At 53.9% G+C, this 24,831-nt stretch carries 19 protein-coding genes; 1 reads left to right on the forward strand and 18 read right to left on the reverse strand.

Annotation, left to right across the window (positions count from 1 at the left end; translation table 11 throughout):
• Window positions 1–211: 211 nt before the first annotated feature.
• From ADJ74_RS03985 to ADJ74_RS04000, 4 genes are all read right to left on the reverse strand, one after another.
• Window positions 212–1,939: an adenine deaminase C-terminal domain-containing protein gene (locus ADJ74_RS03985; protein WP_050342075.1), complete on the reverse strand. Its 1,728-nt coding sequence runs from the start codon at window positions 1,937–1,939 to the stop codon at window positions 212–214.
• Window positions 1,940–1,948: 9 nt separating this feature from the next.
• Window positions 1,949–3,265 carry an NCS2 family permease gene (locus ADJ74_RS03990; RefSeq protein WP_050342077.1) on the reverse strand — a complete coding sequence of 439 codons (1,317 nt, stop codon included), beginning with the start codon at window positions 3,263–3,265 and terminating at the stop codon, window positions 1,949–1,951.
• A 208-nt stretch (window positions 3,266–3,473) separates the two neighbouring features.
• Window positions 3,474–5,429, reverse strand: coding sequence for a DUF2075 domain-containing protein (locus ADJ74_RS03995; RefSeq protein WP_050342078.1), 1,956 nt, complete (start codon window positions 5,427–5,429; stop codon window positions 3,474–3,476).
• 57 nt (window positions 5,430–5,486) lie between these two features.
• Window positions 5,487–6,002, reverse strand: coding sequence for a cysteine hydrolase family protein (locus ADJ74_RS04000; RefSeq protein WP_050342080.1), 516 nt, complete (start codon window positions 6,000–6,002; stop codon window positions 5,487–5,489).
• A gap of 92 nt (window positions 6,003–6,094) precedes the next feature.
• On the opposite strand from ADJ74_RS04000, the gene ADJ74_RS04005 reads away from it, so the two are divergent.
• Entirely contained in the window at window positions 6,095–7,207 is a 1,113-nt protein-coding gene (locus tag ADJ74_RS04005) for a Fic family protein (protein WP_071844288.1), read from the forward strand.
• A gap of 408 nt (window positions 7,208–7,615) precedes the next feature.
• Here the strand turns inward: ADJ74_RS04005 and ADJ74_RS04010 are convergent, their stop codons facing one another.
• From ADJ74_RS04010 to ADJ74_RS04075, 14 genes are all read right to left on the reverse strand, one after another.
• On the reverse strand, window positions 7,616–8,029 hold the full coding sequence (locus tag ADJ74_RS04010) for a very short patch repair endonuclease (RefSeq protein WP_050342084.1): 414 nt from the start codon (window positions 8,027–8,029) through the stop codon (window positions 7,616–7,618).
• 1 nt (window position 8,030) lies between these two features.
• Complete coding sequence (locus tag ADJ74_RS04015; protein WP_050342087.1) at window positions 8,031–9,638, reverse strand: DNA cytosine methyltransferase; 1,608 nt, start codon at window positions 9,636–9,638, stop codon at window positions 8,031–8,033.
• Window positions 9,639–9,654: 16 nt separating this feature from the next.
• Window positions 9,655–11,736: an AIPR family protein gene (locus ADJ74_RS04020; RefSeq protein WP_050342089.1), complete on the reverse strand. Its 2,082-nt coding sequence runs from the start codon at window positions 11,734–11,736 to the stop codon at window positions 9,655–9,657.
• A 12-nt stretch (window positions 11,737–11,748) separates the two neighbouring features.
• Entirely contained in the window at window positions 11,749–12,684 is a 936-nt protein-coding gene (locus tag ADJ74_RS04025; RefSeq protein ID WP_050342090.1) for a PD-(D/E)XK motif protein, read from the reverse strand.
• On the reverse strand, window positions 12,684–15,479 hold the full coding sequence (locus ADJ74_RS04030) for a Z1 domain-containing protein (RefSeq protein ID WP_050342092.1): 2,796 nt from the start codon (window positions 15,477–15,479) through the stop codon (window positions 12,684–12,686). Before ADJ74_RS04030 ends, ADJ74_RS04025 begins: the two co-directional genes overlap by 1 nt.
• Window positions 15,460–16,938 carry an ATP-binding protein gene (locus ADJ74_RS04035; RefSeq protein ID WP_050342094.1) on the reverse strand — a complete coding sequence of 493 codons (1,479 nt, stop codon included), beginning with the start codon at window positions 16,936–16,938 and terminating at the stop codon, window positions 15,460–15,462. The genes ADJ74_RS04030 and ADJ74_RS04035 overlap by 20 nt, the downstream gene beginning before the upstream one ends.
• Before the next feature lie 488 nt (window positions 16,939–17,426).
• Window positions 17,427–17,771: a hypothetical protein gene (locus ADJ74_RS04040; RefSeq protein ID WP_172664506.1), complete on the reverse strand. Its 345-nt coding sequence runs from the start codon at window positions 17,769–17,771 to the stop codon at window positions 17,427–17,429.
• Between the two features lie 73 nt (window positions 17,772–17,844).
• Window positions 17,845–19,206 carry a glycoside hydrolase family 26 protein gene (locus ADJ74_RS04045; protein WP_050342098.1) on the reverse strand — a complete coding sequence of 454 codons (1,362 nt, stop codon included), beginning with the start codon at window positions 19,204–19,206 and terminating at the stop codon, window positions 17,845–17,847.
• Window positions 19,207–19,286: 80 nt separating this feature from the next.
• A complete protein-coding gene (locus ADJ74_RS04050; RefSeq protein WP_050342100.1) occupies window positions 19,287–19,562 on the reverse strand; it encodes a hypothetical protein in 276 nt (91 codons plus the stop codon).
• A gap of 425 nt (window positions 19,563–19,987) precedes the next feature.
• Window positions 19,988–20,605, reverse strand: a complete 618-nt coding sequence (locus ADJ74_RS04055; RefSeq protein ID WP_050342101.1) for an N-acetylmuramoyl-L-alanine amidase — start codon at window positions 20,603–20,605, stop codon at window positions 19,988–19,990.
• A complete protein-coding gene (locus ADJ74_RS11355; protein WP_050342103.1) occupies window positions 20,602–20,775 on the reverse strand; it encodes a hypothetical protein in 174 nt (57 codons plus the stop codon). Before ADJ74_RS11355 ends, ADJ74_RS04055 begins: the two co-directional genes overlap by 4 nt.
• Before the next feature lie 124 nt (window positions 20,776–20,899).
• A complete protein-coding gene (locus ADJ74_RS04065; RefSeq protein WP_050342105.1) occupies window positions 20,900–21,958 on the reverse strand; it encodes an ABC transporter ATP-binding protein in 1,059 nt (352 codons plus the stop codon).
• 3 nt (window positions 21,959–21,961) lie between these two features.
• On the reverse strand, window positions 21,962–23,653 hold the full coding sequence (locus ADJ74_RS04070; RefSeq protein ID WP_050342107.1) for an iron ABC transporter permease: 1,692 nt from the start codon (window positions 23,651–23,653) through the stop codon (window positions 21,962–21,964).
• A complete protein-coding gene (locus ADJ74_RS04075; protein WP_050342109.1) occupies window positions 23,650–24,741 on the reverse strand; it encodes an ABC transporter ATP-binding protein in 1,092 nt (363 codons plus the stop codon). The genes ADJ74_RS04070 and ADJ74_RS04075 overlap by 4 nt, the downstream gene beginning before the upstream one ends.
• Window positions 24,742–24,831 lie beyond the last annotated feature (90 nt).

Here is a 24,831-nt window from a genome sequence, read left to right on the forward strand (position 1 = left end):
CACGGGAGGCAGCCCGCGTTGTCCGCCATCTAGGCGACGACATCGTAGTCTGCCATGACCCGATCAAAGCGCGGCCATTTGCCGCCCATCTTCCGCATCTCCATAAGGAGGACGTGCTCCGCACTCACGGAGAGAACGCCGTGTGTACGTCAAAGGGACGGCAGAGCGAGAATACTCGCTCCATCGTCCCTTTTTATCAGCGAAATCATATTCACTCTGCTGTCCGCAGCTCTACGATCAGCGGCACAATCTCGCCCCGCCGCACATCGACGATGCCTTTATCCGTCAGCTTGATATCGGGACTGACGGGGAGTGCAAGTGTCGCAAAAGACATGATGGCATTATCATGCCGATAGCCGTTTTCCGTGAGGGCGCGGCGAACGTGCGTGATCTGCTCTCCGAGGACGGGGAGCGGGCGGTCAGAGAGGATGCCCGCGATGGGGAGCGGTGCACACGCAGTGACGCTTCCGTCCCGCACCGCAGCAACCCCGCCCTGTGCCTCAATGACGGCGTTCGCCGCCGCCGTCATATCCGCCGCGGTCTGTCCGAGGACGAGCAGGTTGTGGCTGTCGTGCGCATAGGTGGTCGCCGCCGCGCCGCGCGTGAGCGCTGTCCCGCCGACGAGCGCCATGCCGCAGCCGCCATTTTTGCCGTGCCGCTCAAAGACACAGGCAAGGCTGTAGGGGCTGCTCTCCCAGTCGATCACGCCGCGGCGCACAGGCAGCTCTGCCCGCCCCTCCGCAACAAAGGTCGTATGCTCCTGCACCTCGAGGATGCGGCAGAGCACCGTCCCCTCCGCGATCGGCGCACGCAGGACGAAGTCCTCGGCACTGCGCGGTGCCAGATGCACGCTGCGGTAAAAATGCGCGGGGAACGACGTGTCCCGTTCCGGCTCCTCCCACGCCTCGCCGCGCGCAAAGACCTGCCGTCCCGCGCGCCAGACACGCTCGATCTCAAAGGCCCGCAGATCCGAGAGCACGACGAAGTCGGCGATGCGGCCGGGGGCGATTGCCCCCTTCTCCCGCAGCCCCATGTGCTGCGCGGGTGCATAGGTCGCCGCATAGACCGCCTCCTCGGGCGCAAGACCGAGCTCCATGCTTCGCCGGACGAGGTGGTCCAGCTGTCCGCGCCGTATGAAGTCGTCGGGCATCGTGTCGTCCGTGACGAGGGCAAACCGCCCCGACAGACGGTTCTCCATGAGGTAGTCGAGGAACTCCTTCTTCAGCGTCTTTTCCTGCAGCTGGATGAACATCCCGTTCGCCGCGCGCTGCGCGAGCCCCTCGAGCGACTGATCCGTATGATCGGAGCGGATGCCGCGGCAGAGGAGTTGCGCCAGCTCCCATCCGACGAAGCGCGGGCAGTGCCCCTCGATGGAGAAATCCGGCCGGCCGTGCTGAATCTGGCGGATCAGACGATTCGTCTTGGAGTGCGCATCCGCAATGACCTCGCGGCAGTTCATCACCTCGCCGAGGCAGATCACCTGATCCATGTGCATGAGCGCCTCGACATCATCATTCTCGATCGCGGCACCCGCCGTCTCGAGCGCGTCATTCGTCGACGGAACGGACGAGGGGATGGCGATGCGAACGTCGCAGGGGCCATCCTGGGCACTCTGCATCAGCGCGCGGATGCCCGCAAGACCGAATACATTTGCGATCTCATGCGGCTCCGCGATGAGCGTCGTCACACCGCTGCGCACCGCGCCGTTCATAAACATACGCGGCGCGCACATCGTACTTTCAATGTGCATATGGCAGTCGATCAGCCCAGGGATGACGTACTGCCCCGCAAGATCGACCGCACACCGCGGTGTCAGCGGCAGTTCGTCCATGCCGACATAGGCGAAGCGATCTCCGCTGACGGCAATATTGCCCGGAATGAATTTTTTGAGATAGCTGTTGTATATCTTTCCATCAGTCAGAAGGACGTCAATATCCATACCATACTCCTATTTTACCCCTGCAATGGCGTAGAAATAATACGCGAGCAGGAGGGCAAGCAGATAGTGTCCCTTGTGCAGCTCCGCCGTGCGCCCCATGGCAAGCTTGATAATGACGAACGAGATAAAGGCGACGGAGATGCCGTTCGCGATGTTGAACGTGAACGCGGTGAACGCAACGCAGAGAAATGCAGGGATATACTCGGCGATATCCGTATAGTCAAGATTGCGCATTCCCGCCATCATGCTGACGCCGACGTAGATAAGGACAGGCGCCGTCGCCGCTGCGGGAATCATCAGTGCGAGCGGCGTCACCGCGAGGATGAGGAGGAATGCGACGGCCGTCGTGCACGCCGTCAGTCCCGTGCGGCCGCCCGCCTCGACCCCCGCGCCGGACTCGAGATAGGTAATGAGCACGGGGATCGTAAAGAGCGAGCCGATCGTCGCGGCGATGGAGTCCACGTGAAAGACCTTGTCGAGCCCCGGCAGATCGCCATTTTTGTCGAGGAAACCTGCCTTGCCCCCGATGCCGATCGCCGTGCCGAAGCTCGAGAAGAAGTCCGGCAGGAAGAACGCAAAGAGGAACGGCAGATACGCGAGATTGAGCGCACCACCAAGGTCAAAGTTGAAGAAAATGGGGGCGATGCTGTCCGGTATACGGAAGATGCTCTCGGGGAGCTTGGTGACGCCCATGGGGATACCGATCACCGTTCCCGCGAGAATACTGATGAGCGCTCCACCGCGCACCTTACGTGCAGAGAGAACCAGCAGGATGATGAACGTGATCGCCGCGAGGAGGACAACCGGCTGTGTGAGATCGCCGAATGAGAGCGCGACCTTCTTCGCATTTGCTGCGAGCAGCTTTGCATTGCGCATCCCAATAACCGCGAGGAAGATGCCCACACCCGCACCGATCGAGATCTTTATGCCGCGCGGGATAGTCATGACAATAGCCTTGCGTATGCCAAGCACTGTCACGATGATAAAAAGCAATCCGCTCAAAAAAACGATCGCACTCGCCACACCAATCGGTACATTCTGCAGCTGCACCATCGTAATCGAAAAAATCGCGACACTGCCCATGCCGGGCGCGAGGGCAAATGGACGGTTCGTATACAGCCCCATCGCCATCGTCGCAGCGAAGATCATAAGCACCATGCCCGTGAGCATCGCACCCGTCGGAACGCCTGCCTCACCCATCATGTGCGGGACAACGGCGAGCACATAGCCCATCGTTGCAAATGTCGTGAGCCCTGCGATGACCTCCGTTGTCGCCGTTGTGTGATTCTCCTGCAGCCGAAACTGCCGCTCAAAGAATGAATTCATTGGACACGCCTCCCAAAGGCAATCATAAAAAATTGAAGACGCTTTATTATAAACCCGTTATCAAACTTTTCCAATAATAAAGACGAAAATATTTCCTGCGTCTCTAAAATCCCGCGTCCTTCTCAATATGAGGAGGATTATGATGTGTGCCGCCAACGAACGAGTGTCAGATACCAATGCAGAGGAATGAGCCCCGCAGTGAAGCTGATTAAATCTCTTGCAGTCCCAGCGACTTCAAGTATGCATACGTACCATCATAGTATTCCGGCCTGCGCGTTTCATCATCCGGATCACCCTCAGGAACGAAGATGACGAGGCCTTGCCGGGCCCGGGTGAGGAGGACGCGATAGGCATTCTTGAGATATTTTTTTCTATGCTCCTGATGAACACAGGACCAGCAGGAGCCTCGAAATCGGTAATAAGCAAACTTCCCTTTGACATAGCGAAAATCTCCATCCCACGCCAGCAGGGCATAGTCGACCTCCAGGCCCTGAACTTTGAATTCAGAGGCAGGAACCTCAAGGAAGCAGGAAGAATTCACATGCCCCTTCCTATTCAAAAACCACCCTACATGATCAATCTCAGGAGGGACCCAAATCCCAAGAGCCCTGATACGCTTGCCCTCTGATGACGCTAATAACCCACAGCGCTCCGTCCCGCGCACTTTGCTGCGCACCCACGCCTTTGCACGGGCAAGATCTCGCGTCAAAATGATGGGGTAGTTCAAGTGAAGTGCAGCATAGAGCTCTCGTGCTGCAGCTGCATCCTCATCGAGCAGTGCCTTAACGAAATCTGCAAGCCGCTCACTCCGAAAGGAGCGCAGCGATACGCCCAGATGCAGGGACGAGACAACTCGATACGCCCGATCCCCCAGCATCCGCTGAATGTCACTGCTCCCCACATACTCACTGTCTGTCATCCGATCCGATAGATGGATCTCCCAGTCCGGATATTGTTCACGCAGCGCATGCAGCCATTCCGCTATGCCGGCCTCCCCCGTATTGATCTCCTGCCCGCCGCCGATGAGACAGACGATCACAGCCCAATCCGCATGCCGGTCCATGACGCTGATGAGAAACTCCGGCTCCGATTGTTGAAAATCAGCCACGCCCTTTTTCCGCTTCATAAATTTCATCAGTGCATCAGCATCCCATGCACGCTGCGCCTCGTCAAAAATGGCAACTTTCTCGATGGGAGGGCGCAATGAGGACAATGCCTCATCACGGAATTTATGAATCACCTGGATAAAAGACTTCGTTTCTCGTCGCGCCTGCTCTTTGGTCACATTGTGCGTCGCTGCCCGATCACGTGCCAATGCCTCCTGCAGAACCGCAACGAGGGGGCCATTCCCCGAGAGAAATACGGCATGTTCATCCTCATTGAATTGATGACGCGCATTGGCAATATTAAGCCCCGCAAGTGTCTTTCCCGCCCCAGGAACTCCTGTGATAAAACAGATCGCCTTTTTGTGGCGTGCCTTGCATTCATCTATGATCTGATTGATCGCTGCCGTCGTCACAGTCAGATTTTCTGCCCCCGCATCACTGCGCGATATATCACGAACTGAATGCGCGCGGTAGAGTGCCTGTGCCGCCTCAATGATGGTCGGTGTCGGCGCATAGCGCGCATCCAGCCACGCATCCATGGGTAGAGGGGCGGCATGCATCTGCGACAGGACCTGCCGAAGCACGCCCCCGATGTTATGCCGATTGCAGCAGAGCACCTGTGCAATCCCATCTTCCATCAGAGCCAGTGTATTCGCCTGATCGGCCGCCTCCGTCGGCACAATGATCGGCACGATTGTGCGGTCCCGACTCGCCTCATGAAAATACTTGAGGTCAAGGGCATAATCCATCACTTGATCTTTTGTTGATTTTGCATACGTATCATCCCCGACCTTGAACTCCAGCAGGAAAATAATTCCCTGGATGATGAGCACGGCATCCACACGGTGTCCCATGCGCGGAATCGTGAATTCAAAGGCGATCTCTCCGTCCGGAAAAGAGGCAAGCTGCTCCTTTAAAACCCGGATCTCCGCACGCCATGCGCTCTTTTGAATATCCTCGGTCCGAAACGAATCCTCGATCATCAACCGCCCGAGGATATGATCTTCTTCTGCCATCAAAAAAGAAGAAATTGAACCCGAATAATATGCTCTTCCCATCATATCTCCCTATCGCAAATATAAGACGCATTCCCCCAGCAATGCCGAGGGCACCACTCACCGTACCTCCACCTGACACATCCGCATCGCAACGAGGGCGGTCGCGTGGCTTTCCGGGGTGACGCCGGCGCAGCAGGAGGCATCGACGGAGATGGGCTTCTCTGGGTAGAATGCCTTGAGGAGCAGCGCGTTGGATATGACACAGATATCGGTGCAGAGCCCGACCAGTTCGATTTCGTCATAGTTCGCAAGAAGCGCGGGCAGATCTGTCGCACCGAAGGCAGGCTTTTCGACGATCTGCGCCCCACGCACAAACGGCTGGAGAGCATCTGCAATCTGCCACCCTTCCGTGCCGCGGATGCAGTGCTCAACGGGCAGTTTCTGGCCCTCCTGCGTCTGGAGATAGTCCGCACCGTGGGGGGCGGCCATGGTAAAAACGAGCACCGTACCCCTCGCCTGCTCTGCCGTGAGCTTTGCCGCCATACGCGGCAGCATCGCCTGCGCCTCCGGCGTCCCAAGCGCGCCGTCGATAAAGTCATTCTGCATATCCACGACAACAAGGACCTTGCGCATAAGCTTCTCCTCCATTACTTTATTGATTTTCACAGATTATCGGTGTATGATAAAATCTATAGTATTTTTAAAGGACAAGGGCTACTCACATTATGAATATAAAAGATTTCCCACCGCCTCATATCCCATGCAAATTACCTCTTGATACCATCAGCAACAAACTTGCATGTGACAAGTCATTTATTTCTAACATCATACGAAAGGGAAGCAGACTATCAGAGTTTATAGGATATTTGCAAAATCTTCCCTCTCCACAAATACTAATTTCATCATTGACTCTGCAGGAGGCTGTATTATCCTCAAGAATCGAAGGGACTCTTGCAACCATAGCAGATGTTGTGACGGAAAATCGCAGCTCTGAGACAATGGCAAATGACATCATCGAGATCGAAAATTATTGCAAGGCCATTCATTATGGCCATTTGACTTTACGGGATCACGATGCATTAATCTCAAAAAATATGATATGCCAACTGCACATTTTGCTTCTTGACAACAATGTCCGAGGCGCTGATAAAACACCGGGGATTTTCAAAACTGAGCAAAATTTCATCCAAAATGATATATTGGGTAACTTCACCCCGCTTCCTCCTGTTCTAACTGATGAATATATGGATAATTTGATCGAATACATCCGTGCAGACAGTGAAATTTCAGAATTGGTGCAGGCGGCTGTCATGCATGCTCAATTTGAGATGATTCATCCATTTAAAGATGGAAATGGGCGTGTTGGTCGGCTTCTTATTCCGTTGCTTTTATTCTATAAGAGGGTTTTGCCTTTCCCCATTTTTTATATTAGTCGCTATTTCGCTGAAAATAATAATACCTATAAAAAATATCTTGCCGCCCTCTCGAGAGCTTCATCAAAAGAGGAGCAAATATCCGCATGGCGGGATTGGTTATATTTTTTCTTCGATGGTGTAGCTACAGAAAGCATACGTCATATTTCCACTTCAAGACAAATTATCGATCTCTATAAAGAAATGTCTGCCGCTGTAAACAAGACAGCAATGATTCCATTAGTTGATTTGCTCTTTGAGCAGCTAAAAATTTCTCCGCCTGCGGTAATCTCATCACTACGGCTCCCAGCCAGCAGTGTTTATAAGGTACTCGCCAATCTAACCGAAAAAAAATATCTAACCCGAACAGGCAGTGAACGAAAAAGCCTTTATGTCTTTACAAAAATTTTAGATATAGTCCAATAAGCTTTGCTAAGTCCACGAATTCATCTTTTCGTGGACTTAAGTTATGCTAAGTCTATAAATCCGACTTTTTGTGGACTTAGTTGACAAGGACTCTAAAAGAGCTCTTTCCCATGTACATTAAGACAACATCGACACTTCATTGCCGCACAGGTATATCTGAATATGCTCCCATTCTGCTCCATAGCATTTCACCAGACGCGGCGAAATCTCCCGTACCTCACACGGTATAGAGAGACCAATTAGATACTCCCGCATTAAAGAAAGCATTCTGTGCATCCATCAAAACGGACAGTTGTTCGAATGACTCTGCATAGAATGCTTTCTTTATTATCAAAGGACGAAGCAGCTGATCTCCTAATAAGTCAGATATATATGCTGTATGACTCCGGCACATATTTCTCATTCTTATCATCTGCGGATCATCTCAAGGATGGATGCCATCACCGCATCAAAAGAATCTTTTTTCAGCTGACATTCCCATACAACAGCTACTTTCCATCCATCCGCTTCAAGTTGCTGATAGTTTTCTGCATCTCTCTCAACATTTTTCATGATCTTGGCGTACCAGTAGTCTGTATTTGATGCGGGCCAAACAAATCGCGCACACTCGTGTTTATGCCAAAAGCAGCCGTTTACAAAAATTACAGTCTTATATTTCGGCAGAACAATATCCGGACAACCGGGAAGCCTCTTGTCATTCTTCCGAAAACGAAATCCCTGTGCAAATAAATATTTCCGCACCAGTATTTCGGGCTTTGTATTTGTACTGCGTATACGGGACATGTTTTTGCTCCGCACAGCCTTGCTGTGATTGTCTGCCATTTCAGGAATGCGCCCCGTCAATTTTATCCAGCTGCTCTGCCAGGCATTCAGCGACGGCGCGCGCCATAATCGGCGGAACAGCATTGCCGACCTGCTGATACTGCTGGTCTTTCGTTCCCGTAAAGACAAAACTGTCCGGAAATGTTTGAAGACGGGCTGCCTCACGAATACTCAGTGCACGATCCAGAACAGGATGAACCCACATGGACTTGCGGACGTTTACAACTGTTCCGCAGGGCTGATCGTAGTCCAGCCTAAGGTAAATCGTATTCTGTGTCCGAGATGGATCCGTGTAGGTATTTATCATCAGAGACTGATCAAGTGCATGAAAGTTTTCCCCTTGCTTCAGTGCCTTAAATCTGTCCATGGATGTCTTCCGTGTCCGAGTGATAATATGATTCCTAAGGAGATCAGAATCGCGCAGCTCATTGTTCAGGCCGCCTGTCTGCGATGCCGCAGATATTGGTCTCCCTGCGTCATCCAAAACATCAAATACAGGTGCAGTCTCCTCAAGATCTGAGATTGCATCCCGCACCGTTCGGTAGGAAGAAGGATCATACTGCGGCAGAGGAAACTGCACCTCATCAGGTATATCTTTTCGAAGCCCCATGATGACAAAGCGCATGCGCTTCTGCGGTGCGCCGTAGTCTGCAGCAGAAAGGACCCGTGCCTCGATCTTATACCCTAAAGCTCCAAGACTGTTGTCAAGCCGCTCTTTCAGATAATCATATACAGAAAAAGAGCGAATTTTGACCCGCAGGCCATCCTTCAGCGAATATTCGTCCACAACCAGGTTATTGGCAGCAATTTCGGCGGCCTGCTGGAGCATTCTCTGATACATGACCGCCGGAGCAATCCTGTCACGCAGTTCATCCTCCGTCAGCCTGCCTTCATAATATTCTCTGAGCGATATGAATGCCTGCCGCCCTGCCGCTTCAATGCGGCCACCCCCCATTTCTGCATAGCGCGAGACGGTTTTGAGCAGGTTCTTTTTATGTTTTTTCAGCGCAGCAGACAATTTTGTTGAACTTTTTGCTGCTTTATAAATAACATTCAGAAGCTGGTAGTCTTCCTTCGGCCACAAAAGCAATTGGACTGCAGCCGGATTTTGAATCAGCTCCGCCGCACCTGCAAACATATATTCCGAATCAAGCAGGCGGATGTAAGAGTCTTGGACCTTCAGCGCTGCAGACTCCAGCAAAGGGAGGTCCTGCTGCGACAAAAAAAACCGATGCACATCCGACTTCAGCATACTGACATTTTCCATAACGAACGCTTTGGGGCGGATCTCAAGAACTGCACGAATGTACTCTTTGACCAATGCATTGTTCTGACTGACGGCTGTGTTTTTCTGGCGGTTCGCATTGGAAAATCCCTGACAGGGCGGTCCTCCGATGACGACATCAATGGGTCCAAGCTCCTCCTGCAGAACGGCATAGTCTGCACACCGAACATCTCCATAAACAACCGTATTCGGGTGATTCCTTCGATAGGTTTCCTGCATCGCAGGATTATGCTCAAATGCAGCCTTTATGCAGTACCTGTGCGTCTGCTGGAACCCAAGGCTCAAGCCTCCTGCGCCGGCAAACAGATCCACAACGTTGTACATATTTTGCAGTCTCCGTCTATTCTTTGATGTTGAAGCCCTCTTCCGCAGCTGTATGCAGCAGCTCCACAAGGCGTTTGCTTTGATATGCGTTTGGTATTTTCGTCGGTATTTTTTCAGCAATGGAAAGAGCTGCTGTATCAACAGCGGTCACCATATTATTTTTAACAGCAAATTCACGCAGACGTGTCCACATGCTGCCGGAATGACTCACCACCTCCGTCTGCGCGCTGATCCCATTATCAACCTTTTGATCTTTATTGGCAGAGCGCTGTTCTGCTTTTTGCTCTTCGGGAGTAACAAGAAACGCCTCCAGTTCGTCCGGCAGGACATACTCAATTTTCTTGACCGCCTCCCAGCATGCCTTCTTCTTGCACCATTGGGTAACATTCGCCAATCCTCTTTCCGGTGATGTGATCTTAAGATGCACCAACTCTGCTAAAGATATCAGTGTCATCCCGACCGGAGCAGGAAGCTGCTGACGATTCCAAATAAGGGCCAGATTCAAGTCCGCACCAGAGAATTGTCTCTGCAGCAGAAAACGAAACAGGGCAGCGGTGTAGTACACGATATTCGCACGGTATCCGCCCTGATACCAGGGCTGCTTTGAGACAGAACTCTCAAGAAACTGAAACAGCAGAAGCAGCGCCGCCGTATTTTGAAAATACCGCTCATTAAACTGCGCATCATTTATTGTCCACTGCTCATCAATATATTCCGCAAAAGAGATGAAATTGGTCTGTGCTCCCTTGCTGACAATATCCGGATGTCCGCTCCATGTGTTTTGAACTTTTGCAAGATCTGTCTTCTTAATCAGCTGTTTTTTGGGATGCTGCAGCAGGAATTTATTTTTCTGTGCCTGAGTAAGCTTCATCTGCTCCTGCAGATACTGCCCTCTGGCTCTTTCATAAAACCACTTCGTCTCATACTGCGCGCCGCCGACAGCCGGCGCGAGAAGGCGGCGGGAAATCGCCTCCATTCTCCTATGAAACGGATGGGAGGCAAAAAAGTCCGCATCGCTGACTTTGTTTTGACTGTTGGAGGTTCTGGAGATGCTGCGGATCAAATCATCCGTCTCTTCCTGCGTTGAGCCGCCGACCTCGGTCAGCTTCATCTGAACATAGAGCTTATCCAGAGGCGCCTTGTCCTTATGCCGTGCATTAAAGACAGACGCTGTCGTCTGTCCGCCGTTGATGATTTGAAAGTCCTTGACTGCAGTAATAAGGCGTCCGTACTTCGTATCCTCAACAGTGACCTCCATTGCCGTCGCAGAAATGCCGTTGTTGAATGCAAAAAACATCTGCGGGCTGTTAAGAATAGTGCCTCGTATTTTTTTGTTGACCGCAACCTTAGTTGAAAGGAAGGAGCGTACATTCCCCTCGAGCAAACGAGCGCCGTATTCATCATAGATGTCTGCAAGCACATCGCCGGAGATCACACCCAAATAACTGCGATACTGGTCCGTCGCTGCAGAGCTCGCCTCCAGGCACGGAATGCCGTCAATGCCGTACTCCCTAAAGTCAATCTCAATGACTTGGCGGCCCTGATCAGAACAGCATACCCTATACAGACGGTCAATGTCCCAAATCTGCCCCTCCGTCGGGATCCCATCGTAAGGTTCAGTCTCGATGTTTTTAAGCGCACTGCTCATATCTGCATCGGTGAAGATGAAGAATCGATATTTTCGGATGTTCTTTTCATTCACCCGCAGAAAATCAATCAAATCAGAACACGGTGTGCTCATCTCGATCTCTTTATACAGATTCGTCTGAAATGCAGCTTTTAAAAAAAAGGCGAGCTGCCCAAAATCATGCGCTGCAGCTGCAGGCTTCAATCTCCGCTCAGTATCATTGCCGTTATAATCCACAAAGACCAGATTCACGGTCTGATCAAGTTCATTATACACATAGCCGTCAACTCTGCATTTATTGCGCCCATATTTTCCCGTATAAAAGGAGGGCGTAAAATCCGGCAAAACCTCCGCATCAATAAGATACTGCGCCATATGATCTGCAAAAGCCGCACTGGATCCTTCCCCAATGGCTGCCGCTGAGGCTTTTACTTCAGACAGAAACTCCTTTTTAAAGTCGAGCACATCCATGAAATACCCTCCTTATTTTTCCCAAGGCGCCAGACTTGGAAGATCCAGCTGATAGGAGATATTGACCACTTCTCTTGGCAGTCCGGCTCGTCTCATACGCGGAAAGTTCTCTGTGACGGCATAGTGCTGCTGTGCTGATACAAAAAAATGCTGCTGATCATATTCCTCTCTGTGAACATAGCCGGCCGCAGCAAGCTTTAAGAAAAGAGTTTCTGCAGCGCCGGGCGTACTCGCCGCCATCTTTTCCAACGCAGAAACCGTCTGATAAAGCGTAACCGCATCGTTGTGCTGAGGGACACAGGCGTCGATGCGAAAAACAACCAGCTCTCCTGCCATAGGATGATCGAGTTGTTCAACGGAGGATATGCTGACCCCTTGCGCTGCGGCGCCGACAGCCTTCACCTCATGCCATCCGTCGTCGCAGAAAAAATCTTGGTCAGCGCCGTCTGGCCCCGCCCACCCAGCAACGGCTTCCAGCATAGGACGCCCGTCCTCAATTACTTCTTTCAAAAACAGCAGCTCTCCGAGGAGGCCCTTTTGCGCATGAATGCCCAAAAGCTCGCTCTGTCTGCGCTCGAAGAGCCTGACCCACCCAGCGTATCTGCGCAGGACACGCTGCACAGCGTCTGCGGGCGATGCAGCATCACTGGAAAAGGCAATCATGTCCCCCGCCATTGTGATAAAGACATCCTCCTCGGCACGATTCAGCAAAGTGAAGGACAGCGCATACCGCCCGTCCCTTCGCTGCCTGCAGGCGGCCTCAATCGCACGGGAGGAAGGAAGCTCGCCTGCGGCGATATCGCTGACAGCAACGAGAGATTTCTGATTTTCTCCCGCATAGCGAACATGCCACTCAAGAGGATGCGGAAGCGGGATCTGCAGCGCACCTCCGTCATAGCAGTCGATGCGGTCCCAGCTCCCTCTCAGTTCTGCATCATAGCTTCCCATCAGTCCTGCTCCTCCTCATCAAACTCATCCGGTATGTCGGCCCACTTGCGCAGCTCCACAAGGTTTACTTTATATTTTGCCGTTGTCGTTTCATACTCTGCTCTCGGGAATCCGACGCCCAGAGCAAACAAGAACGCCGGAAGATCCGGACGCGGCGTTCCCTCATACTCTGCCTGCAGAACATGCAGCATCAGGATTGGAGGACGATCTTCGATCAGATATGCCCGATCGGGCACTTGTTTTTTTCGGTTCTCTTTTCGAAATTCATTTTGTACCGCAGCAATCTGTGCTTTGCTCAGACCAATGCGTGTCAATCCGCCTCGGCCGACACGGACTTTGGTGCCGCTGACACTCAGCATCCGCTGATCGGCAAGAATTTTTCGCTTTTCTGTACAATCCATGGGAAGAATCTCGCTGCCGCATGCCAATCCACCGGGATATGCCGCACCATCACCGCGGTTGACCAGGACGACATCCCAGCCTCCCTTCCATTCCTTCGCCGCAACGAACTCAGATAATGCATGTCCGTTATAGGAGAGATGCCATGGATTTGTCTCAAAGTTATCCAGCAGCCGCGCAATGACAGGGCCCGGAACATGCTGCCAGAAAAGATATCCCTGTGCTCGTTCCTCCCCCTCCACACGCTCTCCATTCTTTGCCAGATCCCGGACAAAGGCTTTAAATACGCGCTCATTCTCCTCGAGTATCTCAGGAGACGCCTTCAGCCTCGGCGTTTCCAGGATTTGGCCGGATACAGTGATGGGGCAGGTGATATCCCCGGCCGTGCGCATTTTGTTCCGTGCAGTGACAATGAGTGCCCCTGGATCCTGCCGCACCCTGAGGCCAAAGTCACGCGGTGTCTGATGCGCATTGCGCATTTTTTTGATCTCTTCTTTCAGCTCCGCTGACGCCCGCGTGATCTGGCCATACCAATCAATCATCTCCTCTGTCAGCCAGACCTTCACCAGATCATCATAGTGCGGACGATAGCCGAACCAGCGCCCCATCTGCAGCAGGGTATCATACATCCTCGTATTTCTGTGGAAGTATGTGACGCACAGTCCCTCTAAGGTCAACCCTCTGGACAGGCTGTTGCCGCCGACGGCAATCACGCGCAGGCCGTCTTTCTTGTGGTTGAAGTAATCGAGACTGGCCGCGCCTGTATTCATATTCACCTCCCGCACATCAATCGGTGCAATGGCTTTGTATAGATAAGACTTCAGCAGCTTCTCCCACGAGATGCCGACAGTATCCGACAACTTGTATTTATCCCACACCAGGTGAAGCTCGTGTATGGATGCAATCTCCTCCGCTTTATCAACATGCAGCTTTGCATAATTTCGAAGATCAGAGTTCACTTGACTGAGCCACATGGTCAAGAGATCAGCGATCTGTGCCTGAACAGAGCGGAATCGGCTCAGATGAACCATCATGGAACGGTGTTCGCCCCGATCGCCCCGCATATCACGGACGGCATTGACCAGCAAGAAGTAATTGCATGCCTCATAAAGGTCGGCCGGGAGCTTTGAAACAACAAATCCGCTCTTGTGTTTGGGCGGAAGGCATAGTTCCAGCTCTTCACGATCAATGCTCTCAATCATATGGCCGCAGGAATGCTCATCGTCATCGCCGCAGGAACGCTCATCGTCATCGCCGCAGGAACGCTCATCGTCATCGCCGAACATTCTGTCCGCACCTATGTAATGCGATGGTGCAGACAGGGCATAAATAAAATCTGAGGGGAAAAGATCCTCATCGATCTCGGGATCAATGAAAATATTAGCAAAGGGGGTCGCTGTAATCCCCAGATACGTTGTCTTGCTGAACAGCCCAAGCAGCTGACGGATGCAGTTGTTGATTGCCGTTGGATCATCATCCGAGTCTTTGGTATTGACCGAGGCATTATCCGCCTCATCGTCAATAAGCAGGAGCGGCAGGTCTATCTTCCCTCCATCATTCACGGTATTGTTTGCATCCAGCCAGCTGATCAAGTTGTCCAAAATCCGCTTATTCTTTTTCACAACAAGCAAAACTGGGCCGTTTACGCTTTCAATAATGCTGAGACTACAGCCGTGACGCGCGCCGCTGTCAAAATCCTTAGTCACCGAAGTAAAGGAAGCCACGCCCTTTTTTGTGCCGCTGGCACGGTGCCGACCAACACCGACCGCTGTATTTTTAGCGGTCGGATCCATAAAGCTGTCACTCCTGCGGCCGGAGAACTCCGCATCCAAGCGCTCCTGTGTCTGCTTTCTGAGATTTTCCTGCATGCCGGCCAAAACAATGATGACGCGGTATCCAACATCAGCCGCCTTGTTGCATATCGCCGTATAATTGGCCGTTTTCCCGGACTGTACATCCCCAAGCACAAGGCCGCGAACGGAAAAATACGGCTCCTCAGGATCACCGCATAAGTCCAGGATCTCATCAGATATTTTCCCGAGGTTTGCCGTCACGCGCGGATTCCATTTCTTCTCTTCCTCAAGATATTTTTTGTACCGTTCCCAGAAGAAGAAGTCTGTCTCTGCACGTCTGGCAGGAAGCCATGACTGATGTCCATTGGTTCTGTCATTGATAAATTCGCCTACATCCATTTCAACGACAATTTGGGATCGAAGCCGTGCCAGAATCTCCTGAAATTCTTGATCATCTACTGGCGGCAGAAAAGATCCCATTCTCGTACGAAATTCTGCTGCTGCTGCCATAAACTCCTCCTCTGTCGGAGGTTTTTCCTGATAGATGGAGTTAATACATATAGATATATTGCGTTCAAACAGCTCAACATTTTCTCTGCTCATCTCCTAAAATCTCCTCTCTGACCTCATGGCAGACATCTGGATATAGAGAAAATGGCTCTATTCCCGCCATTGTTTCCAACAGAGACAGTTTCCCATTTTTTTCTTCGCTCATCTCAAGCAGTGCCCTCAGGGCCTCACCCACTGCCGCAGGATCCTGCTCCTGATCATTATCTACCTTTTCATCGTTGTTCAGATCCACATACAACTGATTCAGTGGAATAGACTTCTCAATTTGCTGAAGCAGAGCAAGAAGCGGTTTTTTCAGACTTTCATGACAGCCAGTCAGCTGCTGAACCAGCGGGTGCTCTCGATTGATTTCATAGTATATGCCGCCGCTTGGACTTTTCAGCCGATTCCACACATGTACTGTTGTGTCAGAGATTTCTTTCTTCCCGCGAAAAGTCCATGTACGCCTGCTTTTTTCAGCAATGCGGTCAATAATGCTGCGCAGATTCTCCCGTACCTCTGCAGGAGGAAGTGCCGAGGATTTTTTAATGTCGAGCGCCCACAAATCATCGAGAGCATTGCTTAAATCAACTTGGATGCGTGCCAGCTTCGACATATCGCCCTGACGCATCATACGGAACCACGTCCCCCAAACCAGCAGACGCTTATTTCGGTATACATAAAAGCCCTGATGCCTGCGCAGGCCTTCTTTTCCGCCGAGAAGGCCGATTTCATCTGAAGTCATACGGGAAATGTGCGGCAGTATGTAAGGACGAACAAGAACTTTTTCCCCGCGGATAACGATGACCTCATCATCCATCGGACGTGTACTTTTGTCTTTTAGAAAAGGATCTGCCGGCAAAATACGTTCTCCGTTTATTTCAATCCGGAGCTTTCTGATTCCTGCCTCACCGCTCAAATACCTGTGATATACCAGTGCAAGATGGTCCCGGACAACATCCATTTTTCTCCCGAATGTTTGCTCGAACTGGATTTCTCCTGCCTGCAGGCGGTCTAGGTTCTGCCAGACAACCAGGGTTCCGGAGTCCTTCTCCAGCAGATGCTGAATCTCAGGAACTGTCTGGATCTCATCTTGATCCAGAAGAAGCAGTGACCAGTCACAAGCATTCGCGACATGGTCCAAATCCCAGCGTCGGCCAATTAGTGTTTCTCCCTGTTTAGAAATCACGGAAAGACATCGGCACTGTGACAGTGATGCCGTTTTCAGCCCCAGGCCAAATCTGCCGAGATCCGCCGTGCCCCTCCTGTCAACAGGATCCTTGCTTCCATACTGCATAGCGGTATTAAGCTCATCTTCATTCATGCCTGTGCCGTTGTCCAAGACCGCAATATACGCCTCTCCCAGGGGGAAGAAGAAAATTTCTGACCGTGATGCCGATGCAGCGATACTGTTGTCAATAATATCTGCAACTGCCGTCTCTAAAGAGTATCCGACTGCGCGTGTTGACTCCATCAGTATGGGGGCATACGGCGGCAATATTTTTTCCCTCATCACGTTCACCTCTGTTGGGCCTTTTAAAGGAGAAATCTCATTTATTTCTTGTATTATTCTATATCATTTTAATGAAAGGAGTCAACTTTCTTCTTTTATACAGAATCTCATCCAGATATCGCGTATCTCCTTTGCTGTCAGGAGATCTGTGCATTCAAACACGCTTTCCCCTCTGAACAGGCATGCATCTCACCGCATACCGAAACAGGACCGCGGTTTAAGTCTCCTTCAACTTAATCGCCCAATCTTCCCGCATATAAAGAGCATGCGACCTGCCGAACGCCGCCAGCTTCCATGCCGCGCGGCAATCCATGCGTTCTTTCATCCCTTTTCCCGCTGCCGCATCACCTGCGCGATGATGATAAGTGCGGGGAGCTCGATCAAGGGGCCAATGATGAGGGTGAGCAGGTGATCATGGAATGCCGCTGCCAAGTACAAGAGCCAGCAGAAAGCCGCATGAGAGCGTGGTAAATATGAGTGCTGCCCGATCATTGTCCGCAAAGACGGACCGCCTGCCAAAAGCAACATGACGAGGAGCATCTCTGCAAACAGAATCGAGTGCGCGAAAAAGGCTGCCCCTCTGCGGTGAGCATGGAGGCAGCGATAACGAAAAGAAAGACGAAATAGAGCAGTGCAGTCAGCGCTTGCTCGATAAGATGTCCGGCAATCACATTGAGCATCGTCACGCGCCCAAAGCTGTTCCCCGCCAGAGCAGCCGCAATGATGGGCAGCGGCTGAAATATCGCCGAAAATTTCCCGTTTCTCCATTCATTCATGCCTGCGGCCGCAGCGTCTTTCTGTCCACGCCGCGGAGGCATATCCCACGCTTTCACGCACGTGTACACCCCGCTCAGAGGCATCCGTTTCCATCACCGGCAATTTCATCGGAGAAGCATCTTCGATAACTCACTCCTGCACAGGCACAGGTAATCCCCGCCAGTCTCCGAGGCCGCCCGCAAAGAGCGAGGTCTCCTCATTATAGTAGTCGATGAAGCCGTCGACGAGCTCGTGGCCGCGCGTATCGCTGACCATGAAGGGCTGGTAGAAGTTCTTCTCCTCCTGCTCAAAGTTCGCCCACGTCATGAGATACGGGATATGATGACGCCGCGCGACGGCTGCCGCCGCACTCGTCCAATGCGGATCGTCATTGCCCGTGAGCGCGAGCCCGCCGCCGTTTTTATGAACGCCGACCTCGGTGAGCGCGGGGAGTTTGCCGTGCGCATCCGCCGCGGACACAACCAGCGCCGCCGCATGCTCGAGCCGCTTGAAAAAGACGGGCGTATCGTCGTCATCGTCGTAGAAGTCAAAGCCGAATACGTCCACATACGCATCGCCCGGATAGCGATCGAGATAGTCCTCCGCCGATGAGAACGGCGCGTTCGGCGCATAGACGTAGAGCGTATTGTGCACGCCGCGTACATCGCGCAGATAGTGGACCGTGTACTGCCAGAGCGCAGTGTAGTCCGCGCCGTCCGTCCCCGCTGCGCCCCACCAGAACCAGTCTCCGTTGTGCTCATGGAGCGGGCGAAAGAGCACGGGGATGCCGCGCCTCTGCATGCGCAGCAGAAAATCCGCGACCATATCGAGGTAGGCCGTATAGACCGGATGCAGATCGCCGCCCGGAACGGCGCAGTGCAGAACATGCCCCGAGAGATCGTCCGGCGAATAGCCCGAAAAGTCATAGCCGCCGTCTGCCTGCGGGCGCTTTGCCGCGCGCGCGAGGTTGGGGATGTGCATAGAGAGCGTCAGGATCGCGCCCTCGTTCGACGCCTCCGCCGCGATCCGCTCGAGTTTGTCCGCACAGCTCATGCCCGCTGCGCGCTCCGCATCGGTCAGCTCCAGCTCCTCGCCCGTCAGCGAGAGTGCATCGAGCCCGACGATCCCTGCGAGCACGCCCGTCATGTCCTTCGTATCGGAGTTCGTTCCGCTGTCGATGCGAAAAAATTTATGATGCGCGTCGTTCTGATGTCCGTAGATCGTGTACTGCAGGCGCCCGAGCGCCGTAAGATACGCATAGAGCTGCCGCGTCTCCGCCGTCGCCGCAGCATCGGCGAGATGCACCGTACGCGGAGCAGCGGCGCGGAGCGTCTCGAGGGCCGGTGCGTCGCGGCGCGCCTTTGCCGCGTCGGGCAGAACCGTCCGCGCCCGATAGACAGGATCCGCCGGATCGTCCACGGGATGTGCAGCGGCAGAAAGCGCCATGAGCCCGAACAGTGCCCCGATCAGGACACATGTGCGCATTGCCCCGGCAAAAGTGGAATATATCATCCGATTTCCTCCTTTGCAGATATTATAGCACAAAAAAACACCCGCCCCCGTAGGAGTGGGTGCCCTATGATCTCCGAATATCAGGTGTTCTTCGCAATGATCGCGCCAACGACAGCGCCTACGATGGCGGCCGTAGTCATGCTGCCCTGCGAGTAGCGCTTGCTGCCGCTCTTGCGCCGTCCACCCCATGCGAGCTGCTGAACATCATCGCGTCCGTCAAAGCTCGTGTACGACGCGCGCTCTGCCGGCACGCTGAGCGCGTGCGCGGATACCTCGGCCACGCCTGCGGCACCGTAGCTCATGGCGCCGACGATCGCGGCGATCGCAGTCCGCTTCATCATCTTTGTTGTCATCATGTGAAACACATCCTTTCAGACGGCGCTGCCGTCAACCTATCACGGTTTCTGGGGATAGAATACGATGCGCATATGGGAAATGGATATAAAATGAATTTAAGTTCTGTTAGGACTTACTGCTAATTTTTATGGCTGCATAAAATGACGAGAGAATCCCGCGTCAGCTTATCGCGTCGCCCGCGGGCAAAAATGGGTCGAGCAGATGTCCGTTGAGAGCAAGGCGAACGCCATAAATGCGTTCAGTATGACGAGAAAGGAACGCCTGCGTTTTGTTTGTTCCATGATCATCCCTTAATTCCTCCAATAAAATAACCGCCGGTCATATTTGCTGAATGCATTATATGACTGACGGTTATTTTTATGGATCAGAATTTGTGGGGTACCGTGATCGTATATGCGTGTCCTCCCAGCCTTGGCAGGACAGTCTATTTGTGCTGACGATACCACTGTGCCTTTCCTCGAAGCACGTCGCCGCCGCGCGTGCCGTCCTCCGCCCACGGGGCGAAGGCGGGGCTCTCCGCTGTACCGAGGTACTCGAGGTCCCAGCGCTCGCATGTCGTGCGCGGTCCATAGGGCGCATGAGCGCGCACGCCGTCCTCGTTGTCGGCGGCCTCGCCGTGCGTCAGGACGCGCTCCTTATCGATCGTCAGCCAGAGCCCGTCGGCGAGTGCCGTCATCGCCATCGCCAGTCCCTCGATCTGCGCGGCCGTCGGCGGCTCGCACCCGAGGTCGTCCGTCGTCGCACCGACGCAGCCGAGGAGGGCGATGCTGATGCTCCCGCTGTTGCGCCGATAGGTCGCGGCGAGCAGCGCATCGAGTGCGCCGTCCCCGATCACATAGATCGCGCCGTCCGCATCGATCTGGACGTGGTAGTTTTCGAAGAACTGCCCGTAGTGCCCCGCCGTCCAGTGCAGGTAGAGCTTCGTCTCGCGTGCGCAGCGCGCGGCGGCATAGGCGAGCGGCAGGCGGTACGCCGCCCCGAGGAGGCGCAGCTCACGGCAAGTCACGCGCCGCATGGCAGACGCAGGAAGCACCGTGCTCATCGCGTCCCCTCCTTTTCCCCGCGCATCATGACCGTGCGCCCGAGAAAGCCGATCAGCCCCGAGGCGATATTGCTCGTCAGCTCCGCGCTCCCATAGAACACGGAGAGAATCGCGACGACGACCAGCCCCGTCCCGACCATCCAGTCCACACGCGGCAAATTGTTTCGCATAAAAATTCTCCTTTCCTGTCTCACATTTACCTCTATCGAGAGTAGTTGCCGTGAGACGAGAAAAGGAGAGTGTAATTATATTGATCGTTTTCGGATCGACAGAGGAAAGGGCTCGCTCCCGCCCTCAGTCCTCGTACCAGAATGGGCGCAGGAGGCGCACCGCACAGTTCTCGCCCTCGTCGGGGCCCTTCTCGCGGCGCCCTTTCTGCACACGCAGGAACTGGCTGCCGATCTGTATCTGGTAGTCGATGATCTCACCGAGATAGGACTTGCGCGTCACGATGCCGTGCAGTGCATCCGTCGCCTCCGTCGGGGCAAAATCGATCTCGGAGGGACGGCTGGCGAGAGAGATCGCAGGCACGCTGCGCAGCTCCTCCGGCGGCACAAAGGAAGCATCCAGCGGGTGTCCCTCGATGACAGGCCGCCCGTCCTGCCACGATGCCTTCAGGAAGTTCGAGAGGCCGATGAAGCTGAAAACAAATTTATTGACCGGATGGTTATAGACGTTGAGCGGTGTATCGATCTGCTGCATGACACCATTTTTCATCACCAGGATGTAGTCCGAGAGCGCCATTGCCTCCGACTGATCATGCGTCACGTAGATGATCGAGAAGCCATACTTCATCTGCAGTTCTTTGATCTCAAAGCGCATCTCCTCACGCAGATGCGGGTCGAGACTCGAGAGCGGCTCATCGAGCAGCATAACATCGGGATTGATCGCAAGTGCTCGGGCAAGTGCCACGCGCTGTTTACCGCCGCCCGAGAGGAAGTCCGGGCTTCCTTCTGCTGCCGACAGGAGATTCGTCGCCTTCAGTGCCTCGGTGGTACGCTGGCGGATCTCCGTCTCGGGGAGCTTGCGGATACGCAGAGGAAACGCCACATTCTCATAGACCGACAGATGCGGCCAGACCGCAAATGCCTGAAACACCATGCCAAAGTTCCGCTTCTCAGGCGGCAAATAGTGATTTTTCTTCGGTGAGGAGAGCAGGCGGTCGCCGACCCACACTTCGCCCTCGGAAAGATCCTCGAATCCTGCCACCATGCGCAGCGTCGTTGTCTTTCCGCAGCCCGACGGACCAAGCATGGAGAAGCAGCTGCCCTTTTCGATCTCAAAATTGAGGTGATCGACGGCGGTGACGTCGCCGAATCGTTTGGTCACATCCACTAAACGCACATACGACATACCTTACACCCCCGCCTTTTTCGTGAAATGGTTGATGATTGTCTGACCGATGATGATGATGATGAGCGCGATGCCCGCCAGTGCCGCCGACATGACCGTCTCACCGTCCTCATTCAGCGTATAGATCGCGACACCGATGGTGCGCGTCGTCGGTGCATAGAGCATGATCGACACGGTCAGCTCACGCAGTGAGGGCAGGAAGATCAGGAAGAACGCGGCGAACATCCCCGGCCGCACAAGCGGCAGGACAACGTCGCGCAGCGACTGCCACATCGTCGCCCCGCAGGCACGCGACGCCTCGACGAGCGAGTCATGCACCTGCTCCAGCGCGGCGGAGTTTGCTTTGAGAGAAAACGCCATGTAGCGGGCGATGTAGGCGACCAGGATGATCCACACCGTATTGTAGAGGTTGATGCCGAACTGCCCGCTCCACGCGAGGATCACACCGAGCGCAATAACCGATCCGGGGACGGAGAACGGCAGCATTCCAAGGAACTCGAGAACGCCCTTGCCGCGCACCTTCATCTTAACGATGACGTAGGAGATCATGACGCCGGCAAACATGGTAATGACTGCCGCCGTGAAGCCGAGCGTCACACTGTTGAAGATCGCATCGCGCGTGACCTTGTAGTCGAACAGGATGAATTTGTAATTATCCAGCGACAGATTACTGAGCGCAAACGAAAGCCCATAGGTCTTGAGACTGCCGACCAGGAAAATGACGGCCGTCGGCAAGAGGATTGTAAAGGCGATGTACGCGAGGCAGAAGATGAGGAGCGGGTAGCGCAGGCCGCGCAGTTTCAGCTCCATAGGGCGGAAGCTCTTGCCGCCGATGATCTGATAATGTCCCGAGCCGAGGATCCTGCGCTGCAGCCAGATGATGAAAGCCGCCGTGACAACGAGCACCGTAGCGAGCACGGTTCCCGTACGGATCGCATCAAAACTGCCGCCGCTCTGATGGATGCGCTCATAGATCAGCGTCGGGATATTATAGATGCCGTTCTCGATGCCGAGGACGGCCACCGTGCCGAAATGCGCCATCGAATAGAGCATGATGAGAAGCGCCCCCGAGAGAATACTCGGCAAAACGAGCGGGATCGTGATCTTTCGCGTGATCGTAAAAAGCCCCGCGCCCGAGATGCGCGCCGACTCCTCGAGCGTCGGATCCATGCGCTCAAGGGCGCCGCACACCTGAATGAAGACGAACGGGAAAAGGTACATGATCTCCACGCCGCTGATCCCGTAGTAGGTGTAGATATTGAAGATGGGGCCCGAGAAACCGAAATGATCGATAAAGAATTGATTGATAAAGCCGGCATTCGGCGAGAGCAGCATCTTCCACGCGAGTGCACCGATAAAGGACGGCAGCATAAAGGGAACGAGGAACATTCCTTTCATGAAGGTCTTATGCGGCAAATCCGTCCGTGTGACGAGCCACGCGAAGAATGTCCCGACGATCGTGCTGCCCACTGTGGTGCAGGAGGCAATGATGAGGGAGTTGAGCAGTGCCTGATACGTCTCAGGCTCCTTGAGGATATCCAGCGCGCTCGAAAAGTTGAACGATCCGTCCACCCAGAATGCGTTGAAGAGAATCAGCAGAACCGGGAAGGCTACCACAATGACCAGAATGGCAATGGCAAGGAACAGGATCACCTGCGCCATACCAAAGCTCTGGGGACGACTCACAGCACTCATTTGCCCACCTCTTCTTTCAGCTGATCCGCACCAAACCAGAGCAGGCTGAGGAATTTCACCCGACACGGATCTCCGGCACGAAACATCAAATCATCGCTGATGGCACGATGTGTCTCAATACTCGTGCGCAGATGCGTCCCATCGATCTCGATCAGATAGTCCATCGTCGCACCGAGGAAGTTCGCGCGGCGCACGATCCCACTCAGCCCGTCTCCCGTACGAGAGAGCATGACATCCGACGGGCGGAACCCTGCTGCCCAATGATCGGCATCCCCCTCCGGCAGCTCAGCATCGATGCGCTGCGTGCCGTCACCGACAAAGAGAAGGTCCTGCTCACGTCGTACCGGAAGGAAGTTCGCAATCCCCATGAAGTTAAACACAAAGGGATTCGCCGCCTGCTCAAAGATCTCCCACGGCGTACCGATCTGCTGAATGCCGCCGTGCTCATCCATGATCGCTACGCGGTCAGAAATCGCGAGCCCGATCTCCTGATCGTGCGTCACGTAGAGGACAGTGACATTCAGCTTTTGCTGCAATGCCTTGATCTCAAAGCGCATCTCCTCGCGCAGATTGGCATCCAGGTTCGACAGCGGCTCATCGAGGAGCAGGAGCGAGGGCTTGCCGACAAGCGCACGCGCGAGCGCGACGCGCTGCTGCTGGCCGCCCGAGAGCTCCGACGGCAGGCGTTTTTCCAGCCCCTTCATCCCGACGATCTCCACCATCTCCATCACACGCGTACGGATCTCGTCCTTCGGACGCTTCGCGATCTTGAGCGGGTAGGCGACATTGTCAAAGACCGTCATGTGCGGCCATACCGCATAGTCCTGGAAGACGAGTCCGATGCCGCGGCGCTCCGGCGGTATCTCCACTTGCTCCGCAGGGTCGGTAACGAGTGTATCGTCCAGATAGATCTTGCCTGCATCCGGGGACTCGAAGCCTGCAATCAGGCGAAGCAGCACTGTTTTCCCGCAGCCCGAAGGCCCAAGCAGGGTAAAGCACTCTCCCTTGCGTATCGTCAGTGACAAATCGGCTAAGACATGGTGATCGCCATAGCTTTTGCTGACGCCCTCCACACGGATAATATCCATAAAGCCCTCCTCCACACGGCACAGGAGTACCGCGCACAATATGTTCGTGCATCCCCATATACTGAAAAGGGCGGCGGAATGAACTGTTTC

This window comes from Selenomonas sp. oral taxon 478 (assembly GCF_001189555.1).
Taxonomy (GTDB): Bacteria; Bacillota; Negativicutes; order Selenomonadales; family Selenomonadaceae; genus Centipeda; species Centipeda felix.

Coding starts and splice junctions, on each gene's coding strand:
- ADJ74_RS04015 (WP_050342087.1), bottom strand. CDS start 9,638: ATGTACAACGTTGTGGATCTGTTTGCCGGCGCAGGAGGCTTGAGCCTT.
- ADJ74_RS04005 (WP_071844288.1), top strand. CDS start 6,095: ATGAATATAAAAGATTTCCCACCGCCTCATATCCCATGCAAATTACCT.
- ADJ74_RS04070 (WP_050342107.1), bottom strand. CDS start 23,653: ATGAGTGCTGTGAGTCGTCCCCAGAGCTTTGGTATGGCGCAGGTGATC.
- ADJ74_RS04025 (WP_050342090.1), bottom strand. CDS start 12,684: ATGGGAAGCTATGATGCAGAACTGAGAGGGAGCTGGGACCGCATCGAC.
- ADJ74_RS04000 (WP_050342080.1), bottom strand. CDS start 6,002: ATGCGCAAGGTCCTTGTTGTCGTGGATATGCAGAATGACTTTATCGAC.
- ADJ74_RS04020 (WP_050342089.1), bottom strand. CDS start 11,736: ATGGATGTGCTCGACTTTAAAAAGGAGTTTCTGTCTGAAGTAAAAGCC.
- ADJ74_RS11355 (WP_050342103.1), bottom strand. CDS start 20,775: ATGCGAAACAATTTGCCGCGTGTGGACTGGATGGTCGGGACGGGGCTG.
- ADJ74_RS04075 (WP_050342109.1), bottom strand. CDS start 24,741: ATGGATATTATCCGTGTGGAGGGCGTCAGCAAAAGCTATGGCGATCAC.
- ADJ74_RS03995 (WP_050342078.1), bottom strand. CDS start 5,429: ATGGGAAGAGCATATTATTCGGGTTCAATTTCTTCTTTTTTGATGGCA.
- ADJ74_RS04010 (WP_050342084.1), bottom strand. CDS start 8,029: ATGGCAGACAATCACAGCAAGGCTGTGCGGAGCAAAAACATGTCCCGT.
- ADJ74_RS04030 (WP_050342092.1), bottom strand. CDS start 15,479: ATGAGCAGAGAAAATGTTGAGCTGTTTGAACGCAATATATCTATATGT.
- ADJ74_RS04050 (WP_050342100.1), bottom strand. CDS start 19,562: ATGATGACAACAAAGATGATGAAGCGGACTGCGATCGCCGCGATCGTC.
- ADJ74_RS04055 (WP_050342101.1), bottom strand. CDS start 20,605: ATGAGCACGGTGCTTCCTGCGTCTGCCATGCGGCGCGTGACTTGCCGT.
- ADJ74_RS04035 (WP_050342094.1), bottom strand. CDS start 16,938: ATGAGGGAAAAAATATTGCCGCCGTATGCCCCCATACTGATGGAGTCA.
- ADJ74_RS03990 (WP_050342077.1), bottom strand. CDS start 3,265: ATGAATTCATTCTTTGAGCGGCAGTTTCGGCTGCAGGAGAATCACACA.
- ADJ74_RS03985 (WP_050342075.1), bottom strand. CDS start 1,939: ATGGATATTGACGTCCTTCTGACTGATGGAAAGATATACAACAGCTAT.
- ADJ74_RS04065 (WP_050342105.1), bottom strand. CDS start 21,958: ATGTCGTATGTGCGTTTAGTGGATGTGACCAAACGATTCGGCGACGTC.
- ADJ74_RS04045 (WP_050342098.1), bottom strand. CDS start 19,206: ATGATATATTCCACTTTTGCCGGGGCAATGCGCACATGTGTCCTGATC.